Here is a 19,759-nt window from a genome sequence, read left to right as displayed (position 1 = left end):
ACGGTGAATGCCCGCGCTATCTACCGCGCCACTCTGGCGGCATTTCTTTTGTCACCTCTGATGAGTGGCGCGGCTCAGGGCGACGCACAAAGGCTTGCGCACACGGCAGTTGCTTCGAACGACAACAAGAGCGGTGCTTTTGCGGTGGTAGACAAGCAACTCGCGCGCGTTTTTGTGTTCAGCGGCGACGGTTCCCTGCAAGCTTCTTCGCCGGTGTTGCTGGGACTGGCGCGTGGCGACGCGTCCGTCCCGGGCATCGGCGAGCGGAAGATGTCGGACATTCGTCCCGAAGAGCGGACTACGCCTGCAGGCCGCTTTGCGAGCGAACCGGGGCTCAACCTTTCGGGCGAGGACATCGTATGGGTGGACTACGACGCGGCAGTGTCGATGCACCGTGTACGACCCAACGTCAAAGCCGAGCGTCGGCTGGAGCGGCTCGCAACGCCAACGCCCAACGACAACCGGATCACCTTCGGATGCATCAACGTACCTGCGCCCTTCTACGATGCCTATGTGAAGCCTGCACTTGGGAGCCGACCGGGAGTGGTCTATGTTTTGCCGGAAAAGGCTGCGATAAACAAGGATCTGTTTAGCTTCTTGAAACCTTGAGCTGGACGCCGCACTCGTGCATCCGGAATAGCAGCTCGTTGCATTCGTGCGTTGTACGGTTGCCCAGGAGAGGCGCAACGCGTGCATCGACGCGCTCGTGTGCGCCAGGATTTGGAGAGCTTCAGCGACACGTGATCGCTCCGGCCCGGCCCAGATGTGTCAAAGTCGCCGCTTGACATCCTCACTCCGACATCGCGCCGCGTTTCGTCAACCGTCCATCACCTTCCGGACCATGGCTTTCGTGGCCGTCGTGTGCTTCGGCCTGGTTGCAATCGATGGTTGGAACAGTTGGCAGTCTCGTGCGCTCCACCTTCGGCAAATGAGTGTAGCGACCGCCAATCTCGCGCGCGCCATGGCGCAGCAAGCAGACGATCAGATCAAGCTGGCGGACACCACGCTGGTCGACATCGTCGAACGGATGGAATCCGAGCGAGCAGGCCCTGCCGAGGTCGCTCGACTTCGTGAATTCCTCGCGATGCGCATCGCAGAGCTGCCGCAACTGGACGGGCTGCACATCTACGACGAGGACGGGAACTGGGTTGCGAACTCGCGCCAGACCTGGCCCCAGAACCTGAGCAACGCAGACAGAGAGTACTTTCTCTTCCATCGCAACAATACAGACCGCCGCCCCCATGTCGGCGTCCCGGTGAAGAGTCGAACCAGTGGCAGATTGCTTTTTCCCATTTCGCGGCGCATCAATCATCCTGACGGCAGCTTTGCGGGCGTCGCGCTTGCAACGATCAAGGTCGATTTTTTCGTCAAGTTCTACGACAGTCTCGACATCGGACAGGCCGGCGCCCTGGGGTTGATACGGGAAGACGGGACCATGATCACCCGCCGGCCTTACAGCCCAAGCGTGGTCGGACGGGATATGCGCGGCAGCGATCTCTTTCGCGCCTACCTTGCGCAAGGACCGGTCGGAACAGCCTATATCAGGTCTGCCCAGGACGGCGTCTTGCGGCTGAACAGCTTCCAACGCTTGCCGAACTACCCGCTGTTCGTTGCTGCGTCCTTGTCCAAGGAGGAAATCCTCGCCGATTGGTGGCGCGAGACGTTGTGGCACTCGGCGGGCGTCGTTTTCCTGGTGCTGATCGTCAGCGCCATCGGTTGGCGTCTGGTCAAGCAATTCGAGCTGCAGATTCAGACAGAGGCCGAGTTGCGGCGGACGCGAGATGCGCTGGAGACGTTGAACGAAACCCTCAGTACGCTTGCGATGGAGGACGGGCTGACCGGGCTCGCAAATCGCCGGAAGTTCGATGTGACCTTGGACACCGAATTCAGCCGCGCAATCCGGGAGGCGAGCACGCTGGCCCTCATCATGATCGACGTGGACTGCTTCAAGCAGTACAACGACATCTATGGTCATGCAGCCGGCGATGAGTGCCTGCAAGCCATTGGGCGAACGATTGCGGCCGTCGCTTCCAGGCGTCCAGGGGATCTTGCTGCTCGCTATGGAGGAGAGGAGCTGGCGGTGCTGCTGCCAAACACCGACGTGCAGGGAGCGGTCGCCCTGGCCGAACGAATCCGCAATGCGGTTCGCGATCTGAGGATCGCACATGCGGGGACTGCAGCCGGATTCGTGACCCTCAGCGCCGGCGTGGAGGCACTGAGGCCGTCGCCCATGAGCGGACAGCCGAAAGAGCTCATCGAAGCGGCCGACAAGGCTCTCTATCAAGCGAAGACGCAAGGCCGTGATCGCGTCTGCTCAGCAAGGCACAGCGCCGATGGGTGAACGAGGCCGCCTCTTGCAATGCGCGGTCGGCGTTGGGTGGGTAGAACGGGCTGCGCAACTGGCCAACCTCGGCGCTGCGAGGTTGGCCGCGCGGTTCAATGCGCCGAGATCGCCTATGGCGACGGCACGAGCCGTACGTCTTGCGCCGGATGCTGGTGAAGAACCAGTGCCCAGGTCAGTTCAAACCCTCTGAGTGCTTTTTCCGGAACCGGACTTGCTTCCAGGTGAGCCTGCGAAAACTGGCGCTGCTGCTCCAGTTCTTGCGCCAGCAGGTTCGGTTGGGGGTGCGTCTTGATCAGCGCTCTCAGAACTGCTGTCAGCGCCATCTCCGTGCCGAGAAAGTTTGCAGCCGAAGCCATTCCTGTTGCCTCTTGCGGTGTGGTCATGTTGTCCTTCCCTTGCGGGCTCCGTGTTGAGGAACTCGCACTCTACCCCACGGGTACGCGGGCTGTTGCTTCAGCCTCCACTTGGCTCGAGAGGCCGGTCCTTTTTTCTTGCGGCCTCGCGTTTTCAGCCGCCGATTTCGCCCTCTTGAAATCTGCCGCAGGAAGGTCTATCTTCCTTGCCGTCGAAATTTGGTCACCGACAAGGAGGTACTGAAATGACCATGAACTTGCTCAGGCAAATTGCGGGCTCTCGACTGCCCGTTTCGTTCTACCGCAACGAAGACATCGACAGCGTCAGGGTGCTTCGGGCCGCCGGCCTCGTCGTCGCACTGGTTCCTTCGTCTTCGGGTTCCCAGACCCTGTCGGGGTCGCCCCCTGCTGCCCAGGTGCTCGCGGTCACCCAGAAGGGGCGCGAAGAGCTCTCGAAGTTCGACTTTCCCGAGTCGCGCCCGCCGCGCTGGAGGTTCCAGATGCCAAGGATCATGACGGCAGCCTTCGGCCGCTCCGCGGCTGCGTCCTGCGCTTCGCGTGAGCCTGCAAGACCGCAGTAGGGAAGCAACTGCCAGGTGCGGCGACGGCCCTTGAAACCCGTTTTGCAGCACCCAGATCACTCCACGGAAGCGCCGGGAACGCTCCCGCGCTCCGTTCAACTTCACGGAGGTTTTCGCCATGTATCGATCCTTGGATCCTCGCGACCTGTTCGCCGAGATGGATCGCCTGCAGCGCGACGTGCAGCAGGCCTTTGATCTGTCCCCCACCATCCGCGGCTTTGCCCGCAACGGCTTTCCGGCACTGAATGTCGGCAGCACGCCCGAAGCGCTGGAGATCTATGCGTTTGCGCCGGGTGTGGACGCTTCCACGCTCGAGGTCAACCTGGAGCGCGGGCTGCTGACGATTTCGGGCGAGAGAAAGGGCTCGTTGCCCCAGTCCGGCGACAAGGCGGCGGTCCACATCAACGAGCGCTTCGAGGGCACTTTCCGCCGGGTGATGACGTTGCCTGACGATGCGGACCCCGATGCCGTGGACGCCAAGCTGCGCGACGGCGTGCTGCACATCACCGTGCAGCGTCGCGCGTCCGCGCAGCCGCGCCGCATCGCCATCCAGTGATCTTCGAAGAAGGAGTCCATTGCCATGACCAACAACATCCAGAAATCGCAGCCGGCCGATGCCACCGAGCGCGCGCGTCAGGAGCGTTCCCGCTACAGCGAGGCAGCGCTGACACCCGCCGTGGACGTCGTCGAGGATGCCGGCGGCATCACGCTCTACGCCGACCTGCCCGGCGTCAGCCGCGACAAGCTGAACCTGCAGGTGGAGGCGGCGACGCTGACGATCGAGGCGGAATCTGATCTTCCAGTGCCCGAGGGCCTGAAATCCAGCCATACGGAGGTTGGCCTCGGCCGCTTCAGGCGCGTGTTCACCCTCAGCAAGGAACTGGACACGCAGAGCGTGTCGGCGGAGTTGACGCAGGGCGTGTTGAAGCTGCGGATTCCAAAAGCTGCGCACGCCAAGCCGCGGCGGATCGACGTTCGGGTCGCGTAGAAGAATGGACAGCTTCGGCTGTCCATTCCTTGTACTCGGACGATTTGACCGTCCTTAACCGGTCCACACGGCGGCAAATTCGTTTGCAGAAGTCAGTTTGGTTTTTCTCGTCGCGGTGCCTCGACACGTTGCCTTGGGATTCAGCTGGCTTGGCCAAGCAACACCCGCAAAGATGGCAAGTCCGTCATCCTCGCAGGTGCCTGCAGTGCGTCATCGAACGCTCTGGTCTGATTCACGGCCTCGAACAGGCCGTGTTTCGAGATACCTTTCCCATAGGAAGAGTCCCGGCAAGGCGACCAAATGGGCTGCCGCGGCGAGCAATCCGAAAGCGAACATCGCCACGGCGACAAACGGCACTGCCATGACCGCAAGAAAAGTCCGAACAAACTTCCACATATTTATACGGCGCATGTAAGAACGGGAATGAGCTTTGTCTGAGGGCGAGCATTCGAGATTTCAACGGTCGCTGCTGCGACTTTTGCACGCGTGCCAGGTCGCATCCATCTCCATGTCAGAAAGAGCGAGCGTGAGCGGCATGTGGCTTGCAAAGCGCTACGACTCTGCGTAACGCACACACTCGGCAAAAAACTCCTCCAGCTGGGTGGACTTGTCGTACACCCCGTCGGCACCCAGTGCGAGGCAGCGGGCACGAATATCTGCGGTTGGATAGTTGGTGAGCACCAGTACGTGCTGACGCGGATTTCTGGCTTGGCAATGGCGCAGGACCGAAAGGCCCGAACCGTCCTTCAAGAAAAGGTCGACCACGGCCAACTCCCAGTCATTGCGGTGATCATCGAGAGCTTTTTCTGCTTCCAGCGGAGACTCTGCCACTGCAACGACCTTCGCTCCAACAAGATCGACCAAGGCGGGTATCAGATTTTCCCGGATGGTTTTGCTGTCTTCGACAAGAATGGTGATAAGGGGCATCGGAGTACGCGACTGCGCCTGATCGAGATTTTTCGTAGGGGGGATTGAAACTGCCTGAAGCGCGCTAATTTACGGCCCGCCGGGTTCGGCGTTGTAGTCCCACGCCGCGTCTTCGATGAGATTGAGACTGAGTAGCAACCGCCACGCACGAAGGAATCGATATGCCAGCTCGACGCACCAAGGTCTCCCCGCACGAAGACTTGCCAACCGCGGATGCCGTTCAGACAACCAAGCAGGTGGCCCAGGAGGTGAAGGCGGCTGCCGATGACCTGGTCGTTGTGCACGCCGTACTGGACAAGGAGCTGGCGGAAGAGGCGCGCTCTGGTGATGTAGATCAAGCAGTCGCCCAGACGGCAAAGATCGAGAAAAGGCTCAGCAAATCAGCCAAGGCCCTGGACAAGGCCAATCGAAAATTGGAGGAAAAGGTCTCGACACGCCAAGCCAAGCCCAAGGCGGGAAAGAGGTAGTTCAACCGCCGAACTGCCGCAGAAGCCCTCGGAGAACTTCACAACCACAAGACCGTGGCCCCACAGCGCAACGGCCGCCAGGACGGGGCCTGTCGTGGCGAGGGTGCGGCCGGCATCCCCGTTACAACGGCTGAATGTTCGCGCTCTTCATCATGCGTCCGGTCAAGTCGATCTCGTGCCTGATCACTTGGAGGTAGCCGTCAGGCGTCGAAGGGCTCACCTGGCTGCCGAGTTCGGTCATCGATGCGACCACCCGCGGGTCTTTCAGCGCGCGGCTGAAGACTTCGTAGATGCGCGAGGCGATCGGATCGGGCGTGCCCGCGGGCAGCGAGAGTCCGCCCCACGAGGTGAGCTCCACGCCCTGCAGTCCCTGCTCGGCCAGCGTGCGCACCTCCGGGAGGTTCGCGTTGCGCGTTGCGCTGGCAACACCCAGGGCTTTGAGCTTGCCCGCCTTCACGTGGGGATAGGCCACCGCGAAGATCGGCATGCCGAAGCTCACCTGGCCGCCCAGCACCGCGTTCACGAGTTCCGATGCACCCTTGTACGGCACATGCGTGGCGCTGATGCCGGCAGCATGGAGGAACAGCTCGACGCCCAGGTGCGAAGGCGTGCCCACGCCGCCCGAGGCGTAGTCGAGTTTCCCGGGGTGGGCGCGTGCCCTGGCGACGAGGTCCTGCAGCGTCTCGATGCCCGACGCGGGGTTGACGACCAGCAGCACATCCGACGTCGTGAGCCGCATGACGTGGCGGAAGTCTTTCATCACATCGAAGCCGGGGGAGCGATACATCAACACGTTCGCGGCCATGGGCGCGGCTGAGTAGAGCCAGGTGTAGCCGTCGGGCGCGGCATGCGCCACCTGGCGCGCGCCGATGTTGCCCGCCGCACCGCCCTTGTTCTCGATGATGACCGGCTGACCGAGCAGCCGGCCCACTGCTTCGGCGAGGATGCGTGCGCCGGTGTCGGGGCCGGTGCCTGCCAGGTAGGGCACCACCCACTTGATCGGACGACCGGGCCATTGGTCGGCGGCTCGCACGGCGTCCGCGAGCGACAGCAGGGGTGATGCCGCGAACGCGCGGCACAGCGCACGGCGTGAAAGGTCGATGTTCAAAGCGCTTGTCTCCGGATCGTTGTTTTGTGATTCATGCCGGGAATGCCTACGGCGCCTCGCCGAGCAACTCGCGCGCGATGATGTTCTTCTGGATCTCGCTGGTGCCGGTCAGCACGCGGTACATGCGCAGCATGCGGAACAGGAACTCCACGCGCCTGCCCTGCACGATGCCTTCGCCGCCATGGATCTGCACCGCCGCGTCGGCGATGCGGAACGCCGACTCCGAGCAGAACAGCTTGGCCATCGACGCGTCGGCGCGTGCGTCCCCGCCCGCGTCGAGCTGGCGCGCGGTGGAAATCATCAGCGCGCGCGCCGCGGCCAGTTGCGTGGCCATGTCGGCCAGCGAATGCTGGATTGCCTGGAACTCGGCAATCGGGCGGCCGAACTGCCGGCGCGTGCGCGCATAGTCGCGCGCGTCCTTCAGCGCCACGGTGGCCAGCCCGACCATGCCGGGGCAATGCAGCAGCCGGTTGACTGTGATGCGTCCCAGCGCCAGTGCCAGGCCGCGGCCGGGCGCGCCGATGAGGTGCGTGGCCGGCACGCGGCAGTCGCTCAGCACGATGTCGCCGGTGGTCTGCTGGCCCGCCATCGTCTTGTAGCCCGCTACCACCTCCACGCCAGCCTGGTGCAGGTCGACGAAGAAGGCCGAGATCTCGCGCCGCTCGGGGCTGTCGGAGGTGGAGGCCATCAGTACCGCGTAGTCCGCGAAGGGTGAGCCCGAGATGAAGCGCTTGCGCCCGTTGAGCACATAGCTGTCGCCTTCGAGGCGGGCCTGCGTCTGCAGCGCGCCGGGGTCCGAGCCGGCTTCGGCCTCGGTGAGCGCGAAGCAGATGGCCTTCTCGGCCTGCGCGACCGGCACGATGAAGTTCGCGAGCTGCATCGGCGTGGCGTGGCGCGCGAGCGCGCCCACGCGCGGCGGGCCGCTGAGTTCGCCGAACACATGGGGCGCGAGCGGCGAGCCGCTCGCGTAGATCGACTCCTTGATCAGCACATGGTCGAGCAGCGAAAGTCCGAGGCCGCCCATGGCGGTGGGCAAGGTCATGCCGTAGAAGCCCAGTTCGTGCGAGCGGCGCCACACGCGCTGCAGCACCGGCTTGCCCGGGCTGTGCTCATGGTCGATGCCCTCTTCGCGCACCAGGGCAGCGAGTTCGCCCTGCAGGAAGTCGCCGATGCGCGCGATCAGGTCGGCCGCGCGCTCGGAGCCTTCGAACGGGCCGTCGAACAAAGGCGAGCGCACGCGGGAGCCGGCGGTGGGCTCGTCTGTGGTGGTTGGCGTGGTCATGGCGGTGAGGGTCCTCAGTTCACACGGCGGTCATGGCCCGCCCAGTACGGCGTCTGGATGGCCTTGCGCGCGATCTTTCCGTTGGCGTTCTTCTGCAGCGCCTCGACGAACTCGATGCGGCGCGGCCGCTTGAAGCCCGCGAGCCGCGCGGCGCAGAAGGCATCGAGCGCCGCGGCGTCGAGCACGGCGCCGGGTTTGCGCACGATATGCGCGGCCACGGCCTCGCCCCACTTGTCGTCCGGCACGCTGAACACGCAGGCCTCGTCGATCGCCGCATGCTGGTAGAGCACCGCCTCGACCTCCGAGGGATACACGTTGAAGCCGCCGCTGATGACCATGTCCTTCTTGCGGTCGACGATGTAGATGTAGCCCTCGTCGTCCGCGCGTGCGAGGTCGCCGGTGTGGTATCGACCGTTCTTCAACACTTCGGCCGTGAGTTCGGGCGCGCGCCAGTAGCCCGCGAAGATGTCGGCCCCGCCCACCACGATCTCTCCGATCTCGCCCGTGGCTACAGGCACGCCCTCGTCGTCGACGATTTCCACCACCGATTCGAGGAAGGGCCGCCCGCACGACGCCAGCCGGTCGGGCATCGCGGCGCGTGCAAACAAATGGTCTTCCACGCTCAGGCCGCACACGCCCGAGGTCGTCTCGCCGGCGCCGTAGCCCTGCGAGAGCACCGGGCCGAACACGTCCATGGCCTGCATGATGCGCGCGGGCGCCATCGGCGCCGCGCCGTAGCCCAGGCGTTGCAGGTCGGGCAGCGGGCGATAGCGGCCCTGCAGCTCGGCCAGCAGCATATTGATCATGGTGGGCACCATGAAGGTGTGGGTCACACGCTCGCGCTTCATCTCGGCGATGAAGCGCGCGGGCTCGAAGCCGCCGAACAGGCGGATGGTGGCACCGCTGCACAGCGCCGGCACCAGCTGCATGCCCGAGGCATGGGTGATGGGCCCGACCAGGCCCAGCAGATCACCGGGGCGCGGGTTGTCCGCGCGCATCAGGAACTTGCGCAACTGCGCGAGCCGATTGCCGAAAGTCTGCATCGCGGCCTTGAGCACGCCGCTGGAGCCCGAGGTGTAGTGCAGCACCGCGAGTTCGTCGGCGTGCACGCGCACGGGCGTGAAGCGGTCGCTGGCGCGCGCGAGAACGCTTTCGTAGGACGCAGGCGTGTATTCGGCGGCGTCCAGCAGCAGCAGGCGCGGCGCTGCGCCTTTCAGGTGTGCGAGAAAGCCTTCGGCGCGCTCGGTGGTGGTGACGACCAGCGTCGCCTCGCTGTTGGCGATGACCTCGGCCACCTCGAGCGGCGCCAGCCTTGCATTGATGGGCGCCTTCACCAGCGCAGCCTTGTAGCACGCGAGTTCGAGCTCGACGATCTCGATGCAGTTGGGCAGATACACGCCTACGCGGTCGCCGCGCTGCAGGCCGAGGCCGTGCAGCGCATTGGCCAGGCGGTTGGAACGCTGTTCGAGTTCTTCATAGGTGACCGAGCGCTGTGCGCTGGTAACGGCAAGACGCTTCGCGTGGAGGCGGGCGGCGCGGGATGCGAGCTCGCCGACGTTGGCGATCTCCGGGGTGGTGGTTTGCAAGTTGTCTCCTGGATTTCCGTGCCACGGCACGGAATGAAGACGACTTTGGCGGCGAAAGGCGCACAACAACAAATACGGATTGCTGATGCACGGCGATCAGAAAAGTTGATGCCCCTCGGTTCAATGCGACCGACGCAATGGCTCAGCTGGCCCTGCCGCCGTGGCCGGCGCGCCGCTTGCCGAACAGGAACTCCGCCTCCCAGCGGCCCGAGGCGATCATGTGGCGCGCCTCGTCGACCAGCACGTCCAGCACCGCCTGGATCGCGGGGTCAGGCTCGCGCCCCGCCGGGGTCGCAAGGGAATAGGTGCGCGCCAGATCGGGCTCGACGACGCGCGCGACCAGCCACTGCTTGCCGCTCGGCGGCGCATCGCCCATGGCGCAGGCCGGCGAGAAGGTGAAGCCGGCACCAGCCAGGTACAGAGAGCGGATCACGCGCGCCGAGTCGTGTTCGTGCGCGATGTTGAGTTCCAGCCCCAGATCCGCCGCAGTCCTCTCGACCTGTGCCCGGATGCTGAAGCGGCGCGACTGCAGCACCAGGGGCAAGTTGGCCGCGCGGGCGAACGGCAGTTCGAGACGCTGCACTGCGGCCGTCTTGCCCTTGCCTGCTTTCTTGGCCGAGGGCGGCATCGTCATGGACGCCACCTTGCCGTTGGCGTCGTAGCCGCAGACGAACATCGCCTCTCGCACGAAGGGCTTCACGTCGAGGCCGTTGACGGATTCGGCGTCGACCAGCACGCCGATGTCCGCGCGCCGCTCGACCATGGCCTTGCGCACCATCAGGCTCAGGTCGTCGAGAACGAACACGCGGATGCGCGGGTGGCTGCGCTTCAACCGCGCCAGCACCGGCCCGAGCAGCAACGAGGCCAGCAGGAAAGGCACCGCCACCGTGACCGAGCCTTCGGGCCCGTCGGGCGCGCGCTGCAGGCGCTCACGCATCGCGCTGGCGTCGGACAGCAGCTTGCGCGCGTCCTGGTACAGCTGCAGGCCGGCGGCCGTGGGCGTGACCCCGACGTGCGAGCGCTCGAAGAGCTGGGTGCCGAGTTCAACCTCCAGCTTCTTGATCTGCGCCGTGAGCGCGGGTTGAGCTACATACAGCGAACCCGCCGCACGCGACAGGCTACCCGCCTCGAGTACGGCGATGAAATAGCGGAGAGATCTGAGTTCCATGGCCCGACGATTCTGTACCGCGCCAGCCGCTCCCCAATGACTGCGGATTGCGCGACCAGCATGGTTGCAAGCGACGCCGTTGAACGCAGATCAGCTTCGGAGCTGCCGCCGCTGTGGGCGTCGGCGCCGACAGCCGGGTGCATTGGGTCTCCGAGAGCACGGTCTCCCGCGCAGGTCGGACACCGGCTCGGCTTCACCGAGCCGACCAACTTCCTCAAGTTCTTCAAGCGGATGGCGGGCCGCACGCCGTTCGAGTTCCGCGAGTCGCATGCGGCGTTTGATCAGCAAGCCCCGCGGGCTCAGGCGACGCAGGCCGGCAAACCGAGCGCCGCGCCGGCCTCCTCGCACAAGGAGAGCGCCTCGGCGGCGCTGCGAGCGGTGCCGTAGACGTAGTTGTCGGGCCGCACGAGCGCGGCGACACATGCATGCTGACGGAACCAGCCCGTCGCGACGCCTTCCACGTCGTCATCCCCGCCAAGTGCCAGCGTGACGAATCCCGGCATCGGATCGGCCTTTGCCAGCGCCAGGCCCGGCGCAAGCACCAGCCGCCAGCCATGGCCTGCCACTTCGTCCATGCGTCGACCCTCCCCCGCCGCGCCCCCGAGCCACGGCTGGGGAAACAGGCTGCCGCGTGCCGCACCGGGCGCCGCCGAGAGAAGACCGCACGCCAGGCGCGGCAGGATGTCCTGTCGCGGCGTGTCCTGCACCCGGCCGCCGCATTCCTCCAAGAGGCGTGCATCGCGTGCCCTCGCCTTGGCCGGGTCGCGCTCGCAAATGACCGCCCCCACCCCCTTGATGCGGCTGGTGAGCTCGCGCACATGGGCCTGGCGCTCGGCACCATAGCTGTCGAGCAGCGCCTCGCCCGCCGCGCCCCGCACCTCGCGCTGGAGCACCGCCGCGAGTTTCCAGCTCAGGTTGGCCACATCGCGCACGGCCTGGCACATGCCCTGCCCGAGAAAAGGTGGTTGCATGTGCGCCGCGTCGCCGGCCAGAAAGACGCGGCCGCGGCGCCATTCCTTGGCCACCAGCGCATGGAAACGGTAGCTCGCCTGCCGCCACAACGCGCCATCCTCCGGCGCGAGCCAGCGCGAGAGCAGCTTCCAGGTGTGCTCCGGCGTGGCAACCTCCTTGGGGTCTTCGCCCGGCAGGATCGAAATCTCCCAGCGGCGATGGTTCTTCGGGCCGACCACCAGGGTGCAGGGGCGCTGCGGTTCGCAATACTGCACGCTCACCTTCGGCAGCTTGGCCAGGCCTTGTTCGTTGACGAGGACATCGACCACCAGCCAGGGCTCGTCGAAGTCCAGGTCCTGCATCTCGATGTCCAGCTGCGTGCGCACGCCGCTGCTGCCGCCGTCGCAGGCAATGGCATAGCGGGCACGCACCGTGCGCCGTTGGCCTTCGGCATCGATCTGCAGCGTGACGCCCTCGTCGTCCTGCGCGAGCGCGCTCATGCCGACGCCCAGGTCCACCTTCACGTTGGGCAGTTGCGCCACCCGCGCACGCAGCGCCCGCTCCACGGGCGGCTGCGTGAACACGACGGAAGGTGTGTACCCCTGCGGATAGGGCGGCGCCACCATCGTCATGCGGCGGATCAATTGGCCGTCGACACCGAAATACTCGGAGTTGGTGAACGGCTCGGTGTAGGGCTCGACGGCCTCCACCACGCCCAGCTGCTGGAACACACGCATGATTTCGTGGTCCAGCGAAATGGCGCGCGGAATCTCGTAGACGTCAGGCAGGCGCTCGCACACATACACCTTGAGTCCGCGCTGCCCCAGCAGTCCGGCCGCCACCTGCCCCGCCGGCCCGTAGCCGACGATGGCGACGTCGTAGATGTCGCCCGTGCTCACGCCGCCTCGTCCGCGATGGGGTTGGAAAGAAGACCGACGCGGTCGATCTCGATCTCGATGGTGTCCCCGGCCTTCATCCACACCGGCGGGGTGCGTGCCTGGCCCACGCCCGCGGGCGTGCCCATCACGATCACGTCGCCCGGCTCCAGGGTCAGCACCTCCGCCAGCAGCGCGATCGTCTCGGCAACGCTGAAGATCATGTCGTCGGTGTTGGCGTCCTGCATCACCTGGCCATTGAGGCGGCTCTGGATGCGCAGGCCCGCGGCCCCCGGCGCCAGTTCGTCGGCAGTGACCAGCACCGGCCCGAAGCCGCCGGTGCGGTCGAAGTTCTTGCCGATGGTCCATTGGGGCGTGCGCTTCTGGTAGTCGCGCACGCTCATGTCGTTGAAGCAGCTGTAGCCGAAGACGTACTGCAGCGCATCGGCCTCTTTGGTGTGCCGGGGCACCGTGCGGCCGACTACCACCGCCAGCTCGGCCTCGTAGTCGAAGCGGGTCGAGACCTTGGGCAGCCAGCCTGCCTCGCCATGGGCCACCAGCGACGACGGCGCGCGGAAGAAGAACCAGGGGTAGTCCGGCTTCTCGCGTCCGCCTTCCTTGGCATGGTCATAGTAGTTCAGGCCCAGGCAGATGATCTTGCCGGGCTCGGGCACCAGCGGCGCCAGCTTCGCGGCCTCCAGAGGCTGCCGCTTGCCGGACGCGAGCGCCTGGCGTGCCGCGGCCTGCAGGTCGACGCCGGTCCGCAGCGCGGCGCGCAGGTCGGTGGGCAGCTGCGAGTCGGCATCGTTCAGGTCGATCAGGTCCTGGCCTTCGACCAGGGCCAGGCGGGGTGCGCCTTGGCGCAGGTAGGTGGTGAATTTCATCGGGATGTCGCTCGGTTGGGAAATCAGGAATTCGGTGCAAAGAAGATGCGCCTTTGCGCTTCTTTCAGCGCGGCGCCGGGCGCGGGCGAGATGCCCCACTGGTCCACGCGGCCGGGTGGCCACTTCCAGTGCTCGGGGCCGTGCGCCTCGTAGCTGTCGTCGATCTGCTCCACGTCGGCCGTGTACTCGATGACGACGCCGAAGGGATCGATGAAGTAGTTGAAGAGGTTGTTGCCCGGGCCATGCCGGCCGGGGCCCCACTGGATGGGAAAGCCCGCGTCTTTCATGCGGCCGCCCCCACGCATCACGGACTCGAAGTCCGGCATCAGGAAGGCGATGTGGTTGAGCGCATCGTTGTCCGAGATGCCGATGGCGATGGCGTGGTGGTCGCGATCGCAATTCATGAAGGCCATGATCCCGGTGCGGTCAGCCAGGCGAAACCCCAGCGCCTGCTGCAGGAAGGCTTGCGTCTCGTCCACCGCGTGGCTGTTCAGCACCACGTGGGTCAGGCGGACGGGCCGGTCCTTCACCGCGGCGCCTTCGGGCCGCTGCGTGTCGCCGTGCACCACCTGGAAGATGCGGCCATGCGGGTCCTTGAACTCCAGGCCCATGCCGCCGCCCGGGTCGCGGCTGAGTTCGTGCACCTGCGCCAGCAAAGTTCCGCCGGCGGCCACCACCTGGGCCGCAATGGCATCGAGCGCCTCGCGGCTGCGCGCACGCAGGGTCACCTGGCGGATCTGCGGCAGCTCCCTGCCCTGGTGCAGCGCCAGCAGGTAGGCATCGTTGCCCGTGCCGCGCAGGTAGAGCACGCCTTGCGCGCGGTGCGCCACTTCGAGCTGCCAGGTGCGGGTATAGAAGTCTTCGGCCTGCGCGAGGTCCGGCACGAACAGCGCCACGCTGCGCAGGCCCTGGATCCAGGGAGAACTCATGGGGTCGTCTCTTTCGTAAGGAGGCCGAGGAATCGCTCGGCGTTGCGGTGCACCAGCGCCGCCGCCGTGTCCTCATCGAAGCCTGCGGCCTCGACGCGCTGCACCGGCGTGCGGTCGTGGAAGTTGAAGGGGTAGTCGGTGCCCAGCAGCAGCTGGGTGGCCCCGAACCGGTCCACCAGGTGGCGCAGCAAGGGCGTGTCGAACACCAGGGTGTCGTAGAACAGCCGTCGTGCCTGCTCGGCCGGAGACGTGGCGATGCTTTCCTTGAGCGCCGGGAACACGTCCCAGCCCTGCTGCAGGCGCGGCAGCAACGCGGCCAGTGTGCCGCCGCCATGGCTGAAAGCGATGCGCAGGCGCGGCCGCCGCACCAGCAGGTTGGTCGTGATGACCGAGGCCGCGGCCAGGCCCACGTCGCCCGGGTAGGCCAGCACCTGCTGCAACGGCGCAGGGCCCACCAGCCGGTCCATGCCCGCCGGGCGCAGGGCATGCACGAACACCGCAGCGCCCAGGGCCTCGCAAGCTTCGAAGAAGGGATCGAACTGCGGGGCGCCCACCGGCGCGCCGTTGATGTTGCTGCCGATCTCGACCCCGGCAAAGCCCAGGGTCTTCATCACGTATTCGAGTTCGGAAATCGCCTGGTCGATGTCTTGCAGCGGCACCGCGCCCAGTGCCGCGATGCGGCCGTCGCCCTGCGCCACCATCTGCGCCATGCAGTCGTTGGTGTAGCGCAGCAGCTGACGGGCATCGCCGGCCGCCATCCAGTACGACAGGAGCTCAGGCATCGGGGAGACCACCTGCAGTGCGAGACCCATGCCCGGCAGGTCCTCGAGCCGGCGCGCGGTGTCCCAGCATTTGTCGGACACCGTGCGGTACACCTTGCCCGAGATCATCACGTGGCGGTGGCAGGCATGGGCCGGCGCCATCGAGGGCCATTCGGCAGGCAGCCTGGCGCCGATGTAGTTCGGAAAGTGTTCGGGCACCACGTGCGCATGCACGTCGATGCCGCAGTTGCAGTCGAGCTTGTGCACGCCTCGAACTCCGGTTCATTCAGGCTGGATGCCGAGCTGCTTGACCAGCTTGACCCAGCGCTCGCGCTCGCTGCGCATGAAGGATTCGAACTCACCCACCGACATGTGCAGCTCCGGTTCCGAGCCCAGGGTCCGCAGGCGCTCCACCACCTCGGGTTGCTGCAGGATGGCCTCCAGGTCGCGGTTGACGCGCGCAATCACGTCCGGCGGCGTACCGGCCGGCGCAAAGAGGCCGTTCCAGCCCGCGTAGTCGAAGCCGGCAAAGGTCTCCGAGAGCGATGGCACGTCCGGCATGCCCGGCTGCCTCTGGGCGGTGCTCACGGCCAGTGCACGCACCTGCCCGGCCTTCAGGTAGGCCGTGAGGGCCGCATCGGGCAGGCAGACGAGTTGCACGCGTCCGCCGATCACGTCCTGCAGCGCATCGGTGGCCTTGGTGTACGGGACATGGTTGAAGCGCACGCCGGCCATGCCGGCCACGCTGTCGGCCAGCATGCCGGAGAAGGTCTTCGGGCCTTCCGTTGCAATGGTGATGTCGCCGGGCTTCGCCTTGGCCAACGCCAGCGCATCCTTCAGGTTCCGGGCCGGAAAGTTCGCCGCGCAGGCGATCACGAAGGGACTGCGGCCCACCAGCCGGACCGGCGCGAAGTCCTTCGCGGGGTCGTAAGGCAAGGCCTTGAAGGTGAAGGCATTGGTCACCATCGCCGCGGTGGTGGCGTAGTAGAGGGTGTAGCCGTCGGCCGGCGAACGCGCTGCCGACAGTGCGCCGATGACGTTCTGTCCGCCGGGCTTGTTCTCGACCACGACGGGCTGGCCCCAGCTTCGGCTCAACCGGTCGGCAACAACGCGCGCCAGCACGTCGGGGCCCGAGCCCGCCGGCTGCGAAAGAATGAACCTGACGGGGCGCTGCGGCCAGTCGGGCTGGGCGCGAAGCAGGCCGCTCCCGGCCAATGGAAACAGCATCGCCGCCCGGGCGAAATCTCTGCGTTGCATGAAGTCTCCTTTTTTATTTGAGCCTGCATGCTAGGAAGCCTTCGATCATCTGAACAGTCGATGACATGGATACATAAAATCCATTTCATGGATATTCGTTCAGTCGATCTCAATCTGCTGGTGCTGTTCGATGCCATGACCAGGCTGCGCAGCGTCAGCCGCGCGGCCGAAGCCGTCGGACTCAGCCAGCCGGCCACCAGCGCGGCCCTGGCGCGGCTGCGCGCGACCTTCGACGACGACCTGTTCGTGCGCGCCGGTGCGCAGATGGAGCCCACGCCGCGCGCGCAGGCGCTGGGGCCCACGGTGCAGCGCGTGGTGCAGGCGATCCAGTCGGAGATCCTCCAGCCCGCGGGCTTCGATCCGGCGCACGCGGAGCGCAGCTTCACGCTGCTCACGCCCGACATCGGCGAGGTCGCCTTTCTTCCCGGCGTGCTGCGCCGCTTGCGGCAGGAGGCGCCGCTGGTGCGGCTGCATGCGCTCTCGATGCCGCGCACGGCCGCCGCCCAGGCGCTGGAGGCCGGCCAGGCCGACCTGGCCGTGGGCTTCTTTCCCGATCTGCAGAAGGCAGGCTACTACCGCCAGGCCCTGTTCAGGACGTCCTACACCTGCATCGCCTGCGCGCACAACCCGGCAGCGCCCGCGCGCATGACGGCACGGCAGTACCTGGCGGCGCGGCACATCGTGGTGCGGCCGGACGGGCGCGAGCACATGCTGGACCGCTTTCTGGAAGACAAGGGCTGGCACCGGCACGTGACGCTGGAGCTGTCGCATTTCATGAGCCTGCTGTCGCTGCTGCCCGGCAGCGACCTGGTGGCGACCGTGCCCGACGACATCGCCACCGTGGTGCAGCGGCACATTGCGGTGAAGACCATCGAGCTGCCCTTCAAGCCGCCGCAGCTCCAGGTGCAGCAGTACTGGCACCGTCGCATGCAGAACGATGCGTCCAACCGCTGGCTGCGCGGCCTGTTCTACGAAGTGAACCGGCGCGACGCCAATGCCGGCCTGCCCGATTGGCAGGCCGCCGGCTGAGGGCGTTTCAACCGGCCGCGAGCCCCGCCGCCTGAACGCCGGCGATGCAGATGGCTTCGTCCTCGTCGCCGGTGCCGCCGCTGGCGCCCACCGCGCCCAGCATCCGGCCCGCCGCATCGCGGATCACCACCGCTCCGGTCTGCGGCAGGAACTTGCCGTCGGCCGTGGCGGCCAGCGCGACGAAGAAGTTGGGGTTGTCCTTGGCACGCTCGGCCAGCTTGCGGCTGGCCACGCCCATGCCCACGGCGCCCCAGGCCTTGGCGCGGGCAATGTCGAAGCGGAACATGGTGGCCCCGTCTTCACTGGCGAACGCCTTGAGGTTGCCGGCGGCATCGAGCACGGCAATGCCCATGGGCTGATAGCCGGCCTCCGTGGATTTCTTCAGGGCGGCATCGATGATGGTCCGGGCTTGCTGCAGGGTGAGGCTGGACATGGGCTTTTCCTTTTCTTTGGCTGGGCGGCCGCGCCGCCGTCTTGATCTTCGGCTTGCCGATTGTCGGCGTGCACGCTCGCAGCCGTCCTGCGTTCCGAGGCGAGCACACAGTCTCCATTTTTCCTCCTTCATTGCCTTCTAGCCTGAGGGAATGCCTGATTTCATTCGCGTTCGACCTTGGCGATCCCATCTGTTCAGAACGATCGCCGGCGCCCTGAGCATGGCACTGGCCACCGGTTGCTCTCAGCCCTCCGTCGCGCCGCTGGAAGACCACGCCCAAGGTACTGCGGCTTCCGTCTCTAGCCGCGCCGGGGATCCCGATCCGGGCCTCGCGGTCGATTCCTTGGGTGCTGCTGCGGCGCCGAAAGGTGCCTGCAGCGTCGAGCTCTACGGCGACTCCATCCTTCATGGCGGCTACCTGGGCGACCGGCGTCTCGAGGAAAGCCCGGCGGCCGCGCTTCGGCGCATGCGTCCCAGATACCGGGTGATCGATCACTCCGTGAACGGAGAAACCGCCAGCGTGCGATCGGCGGCGTTCGCGACGGAACCACGTTCGAGCCGCATCGTCGTCATCCAGTACGGACTCAATGACGCCATGCAGAACCTGCCGCTGGAACCGGCCTTGCGCTCCATGGTCACGCAAACCAGGGCAGAGGGCCGCCATGTGGTCCTGACGGGCTTGTCGCAAATACTGGTCGGCGCCGACGTGCGCGCACGAGGCGACGCGACGGTGCGACGCGTGGCGGGGGACCTGGCGGTGCCATTCGCCGACTGGGGAAGCGTGCCGATGCGTCGCGGCGAGATGGCGGACATTCTTCATCCGTCGCAGGTCTATTCCACCCGACTCGTCGAGCGACTGGTCACGGTGCTGGACACCCTGGCCCCGGAGTGCGCGTGACGACGGGTGCGCGTGGCATGGCTCGCAATGGCCCGAGGCCGAGTCATGTTGCAATCGCACGTTCACTCTTTCAACGCGCAGGCAGCACACGCATGACGACCTCTTCCCTCTCGATTCGCCCTCCGGTGCCGGACGACTACGCGGCGTGGAAGCCGCTCTGGGACGGCTACAACGCCTTCTACGGCCGCGAGGGCCCGACCGCCCTGCCCGACGAGATCACACAGGTCACCTGGCAACGGTTCTTCGATGCCTACGAACCGGTGCATGCGCTGGTTGCCGAGCGTGAAGGGCAGTTGGTCGGCCTGACCCACTACCTGTTCCACCGCAGCACCACGCGCATCGAGCCGACCTGCTATCTGCAGGACCTGTTCACCTTGCCCTCGGAGCGCGGACGGGGCGTGGGACGGCTGTTGATCCAGGGCGTGTACGACCGGGTGAAGCGTGCGGGCGGGCACCGCGTGTACTGGCAGACGCATGTGACCAACGCGGCGGGGCGCGCGCTGTATGACAAGGTGGCCACTCACGACGGGTTCATCGTGTACGGCACCTCGGTCTGAGCCCCTCAGTCTCAGTACTTGATCGTCACCCCGGCCTTCACGCCGTTGTTGGCCTTGCCGTCGGACGACACGCCGCCGTTGAGCGACACGTTGCCGCCCGTGCTGGCTCCCAGCGAATAGGTGGGCCGGGGCGTCGAGGTGTCGGTACCGATGTAGGTGCCGCTGCCGTCGGGCCGCTGCACGCCGACGGTCGCGCCATTGACGGTGGCGGCCTGCTCGGTCGGGTTCACGTTGGGCGCCACATAGACGGTGCCCTTGTCGTCGTTGTCGACCGGCACCTTGATCGGCTCGGCCTGCACGAGTGCGCAAGACGCACCCAACCCCAGTGTTGTCACAAGTATCAATTTACGCATCGTCTCGATGCTTTGCCATCGGCGGCGC

22 protein-coding genes are annotated in these 19,759 nt (G+C 66.1%); 9 read left to right on the top strand and 13 right to left on the bottom strand.

Annotation, left to right across the window (positions count from 1 at the left end):
• Window positions 1-3: 3 nt before the first annotated feature.
• Window positions 4-609, top strand: coding sequence for a L,D-transpeptidase (locus AC1DJH_RS25690; protein ID WP_478187649.1), 606 nt, complete (start codon window positions 4-6; stop codon window positions 607-609).
• 232 nt (window positions 610-841) lie between these two features.
• Complete coding sequence (locus tag AC1DJH_RS25685; protein ID WP_478187648.1) at window positions 842-2,341, top strand: sensor domain-containing diguanylate cyclase; 1,500 nt, start codon at window positions 842-844, stop codon at window positions 2,339-2,341.
• A 113-nt stretch (window positions 2,342-2,454) separates the two neighbouring features.
• Here AC1DJH_RS25685 and AC1DJH_RS25680 read toward each other — a convergent pair whose 3' ends face one another.
• Complete coding sequence (locus AC1DJH_RS25680) at window positions 2,455-2,727, bottom strand: hypothetical protein (RefSeq protein ID WP_435441525.1); 273 nt, start codon at window positions 2,725-2,727, stop codon at window positions 2,455-2,457.
• A 215-nt stretch (window positions 2,728-2,942) separates the two neighbouring features.
• On the opposite strand from AC1DJH_RS25680, the gene AC1DJH_RS25675 reads away from it, so the two are divergent.
• From AC1DJH_RS25675 to AC1DJH_RS25665, 3 genes are all read left to right on the top strand, one after another.
• Complete coding sequence (locus AC1DJH_RS25675; RefSeq protein ID WP_478187647.1) at window positions 2,943-3,278, top strand: hypothetical protein; 336 nt, start codon at window positions 2,943-2,945, stop codon at window positions 3,276-3,278.
• 118 nt (window positions 3,279-3,396) lie between these two features.
• The gene (locus AC1DJH_RS25670) at window positions 3,397-3,834 is read left to right on the top strand and encodes an Hsp20/alpha crystallin family protein (protein WP_435440857.1); all 438 of its coding nucleotides are present in this window, start codon (window positions 3,397-3,399) and stop codon (window positions 3,832-3,834) included.
• Between the two features lie 24 nt (window positions 3,835-3,858).
• Window positions 3,859-4,266, top strand: a complete 408-nt coding sequence (locus AC1DJH_RS25665; protein WP_472119966.1) for an Hsp20/alpha crystallin family protein — start codon at window positions 3,859-3,861, stop codon at window positions 4,264-4,266.
• A gap of 552 nt (window positions 4,267-4,818) precedes the next feature.
• Here AC1DJH_RS25665 and AC1DJH_RS25660 read toward each other — a convergent pair.
• Window positions 4,819-5,193 (bottom strand): response regulator, encoded by a 375-nt coding sequence (locus tag AC1DJH_RS25660; RefSeq protein WP_478187646.1) that lies wholly within the window; start codon window positions 5,191-5,193, stop codon window positions 4,819-4,821.
• A gap of 161 nt (window positions 5,194-5,354) precedes the next feature.
• On the opposite strand from AC1DJH_RS25660, the gene AC1DJH_RS25655 reads away from it, so the two are divergent.
• The gene (locus tag AC1DJH_RS25655) at window positions 5,355-5,660 is read left to right on the top strand and encodes a hypothetical protein (RefSeq protein WP_478187645.1); all 306 of its coding nucleotides are present in this window, start codon (window positions 5,355-5,357) and stop codon (window positions 5,658-5,660) included.
• 121 nt (window positions 5,661-5,781) lie between these two features.
• Here the strand turns inward: AC1DJH_RS25655 and AC1DJH_RS25650 are convergent, their stop codons facing one another.
• From AC1DJH_RS25650 to AC1DJH_RS25610, 9 genes are all read right to left on the bottom strand, one after another.
• Window positions 5,782-6,768, bottom strand: coding sequence for a Bug family tripartite tricarboxylate transporter substrate binding protein (locus AC1DJH_RS25650; protein WP_478187644.1), 987 nt, complete (start codon window positions 6,766-6,768; stop codon window positions 5,782-5,784).
• Between the two features lie 46 nt (window positions 6,769-6,814).
• Window positions 6,815-8,050, bottom strand: a complete 1,236-nt coding sequence (locus AC1DJH_RS25645; RefSeq protein WP_478187643.1) for an acyl-CoA dehydrogenase family protein — start codon at window positions 8,048-8,050, stop codon at window positions 6,815-6,817.
• A gap of 14 nt (window positions 8,051-8,064) precedes the next feature.
• The gene (locus AC1DJH_RS25640) at window positions 8,065-9,636 is read right to left on the bottom strand and encodes an AMP-binding protein (RefSeq protein ID WP_478187642.1); all 1,572 of its coding nucleotides are present in this window, start codon (window positions 9,634-9,636) and stop codon (window positions 8,065-8,067) included.
• A gap of 142 nt (window positions 9,637-9,778) precedes the next feature.
• Window positions 9,779-10,804: a LysR family transcriptional regulator gene (locus tag AC1DJH_RS25635; RefSeq protein WP_478187641.1), complete on the bottom strand. Its 1,026-nt coding sequence runs from the start codon at window positions 10,802-10,804 to the stop codon at window positions 9,779-9,781.
• 299 nt (window positions 10,805-11,103) lie between these two features.
• Window positions 11,104-12,654: a bifunctional 3-(3-hydroxy-phenyl)propionate/3-hydroxycinnamic acid hydroxylase gene (locus AC1DJH_RS25630; protein ID WP_478187640.1), complete on the bottom strand. Its 1,551-nt coding sequence runs from the start codon at window positions 12,652-12,654 to the stop codon at window positions 11,104-11,106.
• Entirely contained in the window at window positions 12,651-13,514 is an 864-nt protein-coding gene (locus AC1DJH_RS25625) for a fumarylacetoacetate hydrolase family protein (protein ID WP_478187639.1), read from the bottom strand. Before AC1DJH_RS25625 ends, AC1DJH_RS25630 begins: the two co-directional genes overlap by 4 nt.
• 23 nt (window positions 13,515-13,537) lie before the next feature.
• The gene (locus AC1DJH_RS25620; RefSeq protein WP_478187638.1) at window positions 13,538-14,443 is read right to left on the bottom strand and encodes a VOC family protein; all 906 of its coding nucleotides are present in this window, start codon (window positions 14,441-14,443) and stop codon (window positions 13,538-13,540) included.
• Window positions 14,440-15,471 carry an amidohydrolase family protein gene (locus tag AC1DJH_RS25615; protein WP_478187637.1) on the bottom strand — a complete coding sequence of 344 codons (1,032 nt, stop codon included), beginning with the start codon at window positions 15,469-15,471 and terminating at the stop codon, window positions 14,440-14,442. The genes AC1DJH_RS25620 and AC1DJH_RS25615 overlap by 4 nt, the downstream gene beginning before the upstream one ends.
• A gap of 15 nt (window positions 15,472-15,486) precedes the next feature.
• Window positions 15,487-16,461, bottom strand: a complete 975-nt coding sequence (locus AC1DJH_RS25610; RefSeq protein ID WP_478187636.1) for a Bug family tripartite tricarboxylate transporter substrate binding protein — start codon at window positions 16,459-16,461, stop codon at window positions 15,487-15,489.
• 87 nt (window positions 16,462-16,548) lie between these two features.
• On the opposite strand from AC1DJH_RS25610, the gene AC1DJH_RS25605 reads away from it, so the two are divergent.
• Entirely contained in the window at window positions 16,549-17,490 is a 942-nt protein-coding gene (locus AC1DJH_RS25605; protein ID WP_478187635.1) for a LysR family transcriptional regulator, read from the top strand.
• 7 nt (window positions 17,491-17,497) lie between these two features.
• Here AC1DJH_RS25605 and AC1DJH_RS25600 read toward each other — a convergent pair whose 3' ends face one another.
• Window positions 17,498-17,923: a GlcG/HbpS family heme-binding protein gene (locus tag AC1DJH_RS25600; RefSeq protein ID WP_472119996.1), complete on the bottom strand. Its 426-nt coding sequence runs from the start codon at window positions 17,921-17,923 to the stop codon at window positions 17,498-17,500.
• A 220-nt stretch (window positions 17,924-18,143) separates the two neighbouring features.
• Between AC1DJH_RS25600 and AC1DJH_RS25595 the strand changes: the two genes are divergently transcribed.
• On the top strand, window positions 18,144-18,821 hold the full coding sequence (locus AC1DJH_RS25595; protein ID WP_478187634.1) for an SGNH/GDSL hydrolase family protein: 678 nt from the start codon (window positions 18,144-18,146) through the stop codon (window positions 18,819-18,821).
• A 92-nt stretch (window positions 18,822-18,913) separates the two neighbouring features.
• Window positions 18,914-19,378 (top strand): N-acetyltransferase family protein, encoded by a 465-nt coding sequence (locus AC1DJH_RS25590; protein WP_478187633.1) that lies wholly within the window; start codon window positions 18,914-18,916, stop codon window positions 19,376-19,378.
• An 11-nt stretch (window positions 19,379-19,389) separates the two neighbouring features.
• On the opposite strand, the gene AC1DJH_RS25585 is transcribed toward AC1DJH_RS25590, so the two are convergent.
• On the bottom strand, window positions 19,390-19,731 hold the full coding sequence (locus tag AC1DJH_RS25585) for a hypothetical protein (RefSeq protein ID WP_435439649.1): 342 nt from the start codon (window positions 19,729-19,731) through the stop codon (window positions 19,390-19,392).
• Window positions 19,732-19,759 lie beyond the last annotated feature (28 nt).

The organism is Variovorax sp. 10N412 (assembly GCF_056394985.1).
The sequence above is the reverse complement of the archived record's forward strand: the minus strand, read 5'-3'. Positions and strand labels throughout refer to the sequence as shown.

Coding starts and splice junctions, on each gene's coding strand:
- AC1DJH_RS25685 (WP_478187648.1), top strand. CDS start 842: ATGGCTTTCGTGGCCGTCGTGTGCTTCGGCCTGGTTGCAATCGATGGT.
- AC1DJH_RS25680 (WP_435441525.1), bottom strand. CDS start 2,727: ATGACCACACCGCAAGAGGCAACAGGAATGGCTTCGGCTGCAAACTTT.
- AC1DJH_RS25675 (WP_478187647.1), top strand. CDS start 2,943: ATGACCATGAACTTGCTCAGGCAAATTGCGGGCTCTCGACTGCCCGTT.
- AC1DJH_RS25670 (WP_435440857.1), top strand. CDS start 3,397: ATGTATCGATCCTTGGATCCTCGCGACCTGTTCGCCGAGATGGATCGC.
- AC1DJH_RS25665 (WP_472119966.1), top strand. CDS start 3,859: ATGACCAACAACATCCAGAAATCGCAGCCGGCCGATGCCACCGAGCGC.
- AC1DJH_RS25660 (WP_478187646.1), bottom strand. CDS start 5,193: ATGCCCCTTATCACCATTCTTGTCGAAGACAGCAAAACCATCCGGGAA.
- AC1DJH_RS25655 (WP_478187645.1), top strand. CDS start 5,355: ATGCCAGCTCGACGCACCAAGGTCTCCCCGCACGAAGACTTGCCAACC.
- AC1DJH_RS25645 (WP_478187643.1), bottom strand. CDS start 8,050: ATGACCACGCCAACCACCACAGACGAGCCCACCGCCGGCTCCCGCGTG.
- AC1DJH_RS25635 (WP_478187641.1), bottom strand. CDS start 10,804: ATGGAACTCAGATCTCTCCGCTATTTCATCGCCGTACTCGAGGCGGGT.
- AC1DJH_RS25625 (WP_478187639.1), bottom strand. CDS start 13,514: ATGAAATTCACCACCTACCTGCGCCAAGGCGCACCCCGCCTGGCCCTG.
- AC1DJH_RS25620 (WP_478187638.1), bottom strand. CDS start 14,443: ATGAGTTCTCCCTGGATCCAGGGCCTGCGCAGCGTGGCGCTGTTCGTG.
- AC1DJH_RS25610 (WP_478187636.1), bottom strand. CDS start 16,461: ATGCAACGCAGAGATTTCGCCCGGGCGGCGATGCTGTTTCCATTGGCC.
- AC1DJH_RS25605 (WP_478187635.1), top strand. CDS start 16,549: ATGGATATTCGTTCAGTCGATCTCAATCTGCTGGTGCTGTTCGATGCC.
- AC1DJH_RS25600 (WP_472119996.1), bottom strand. CDS start 17,923: ATGTCCAGCCTCACCCTGCAGCAAGCCCGGACCATCATCGATGCCGCC.
- AC1DJH_RS25595 (WP_478187634.1), top strand. CDS start 18,144: ATGGCACTGGCCACCGGTTGCTCTCAGCCCTCCGTCGCGCCGCTGGAA.
- AC1DJH_RS25590 (WP_478187633.1), top strand. CDS start 18,914: ATGACGACCTCTTCCCTCTCGATTCGCCCTCCGGTGCCGGACGACTAC.
- AC1DJH_RS25585 (WP_435439649.1), bottom strand. CDS start 19,731: ATGCGTAAATTGATACTTGTGACAACACTGGGGTTGGGTGCGTCTTGC.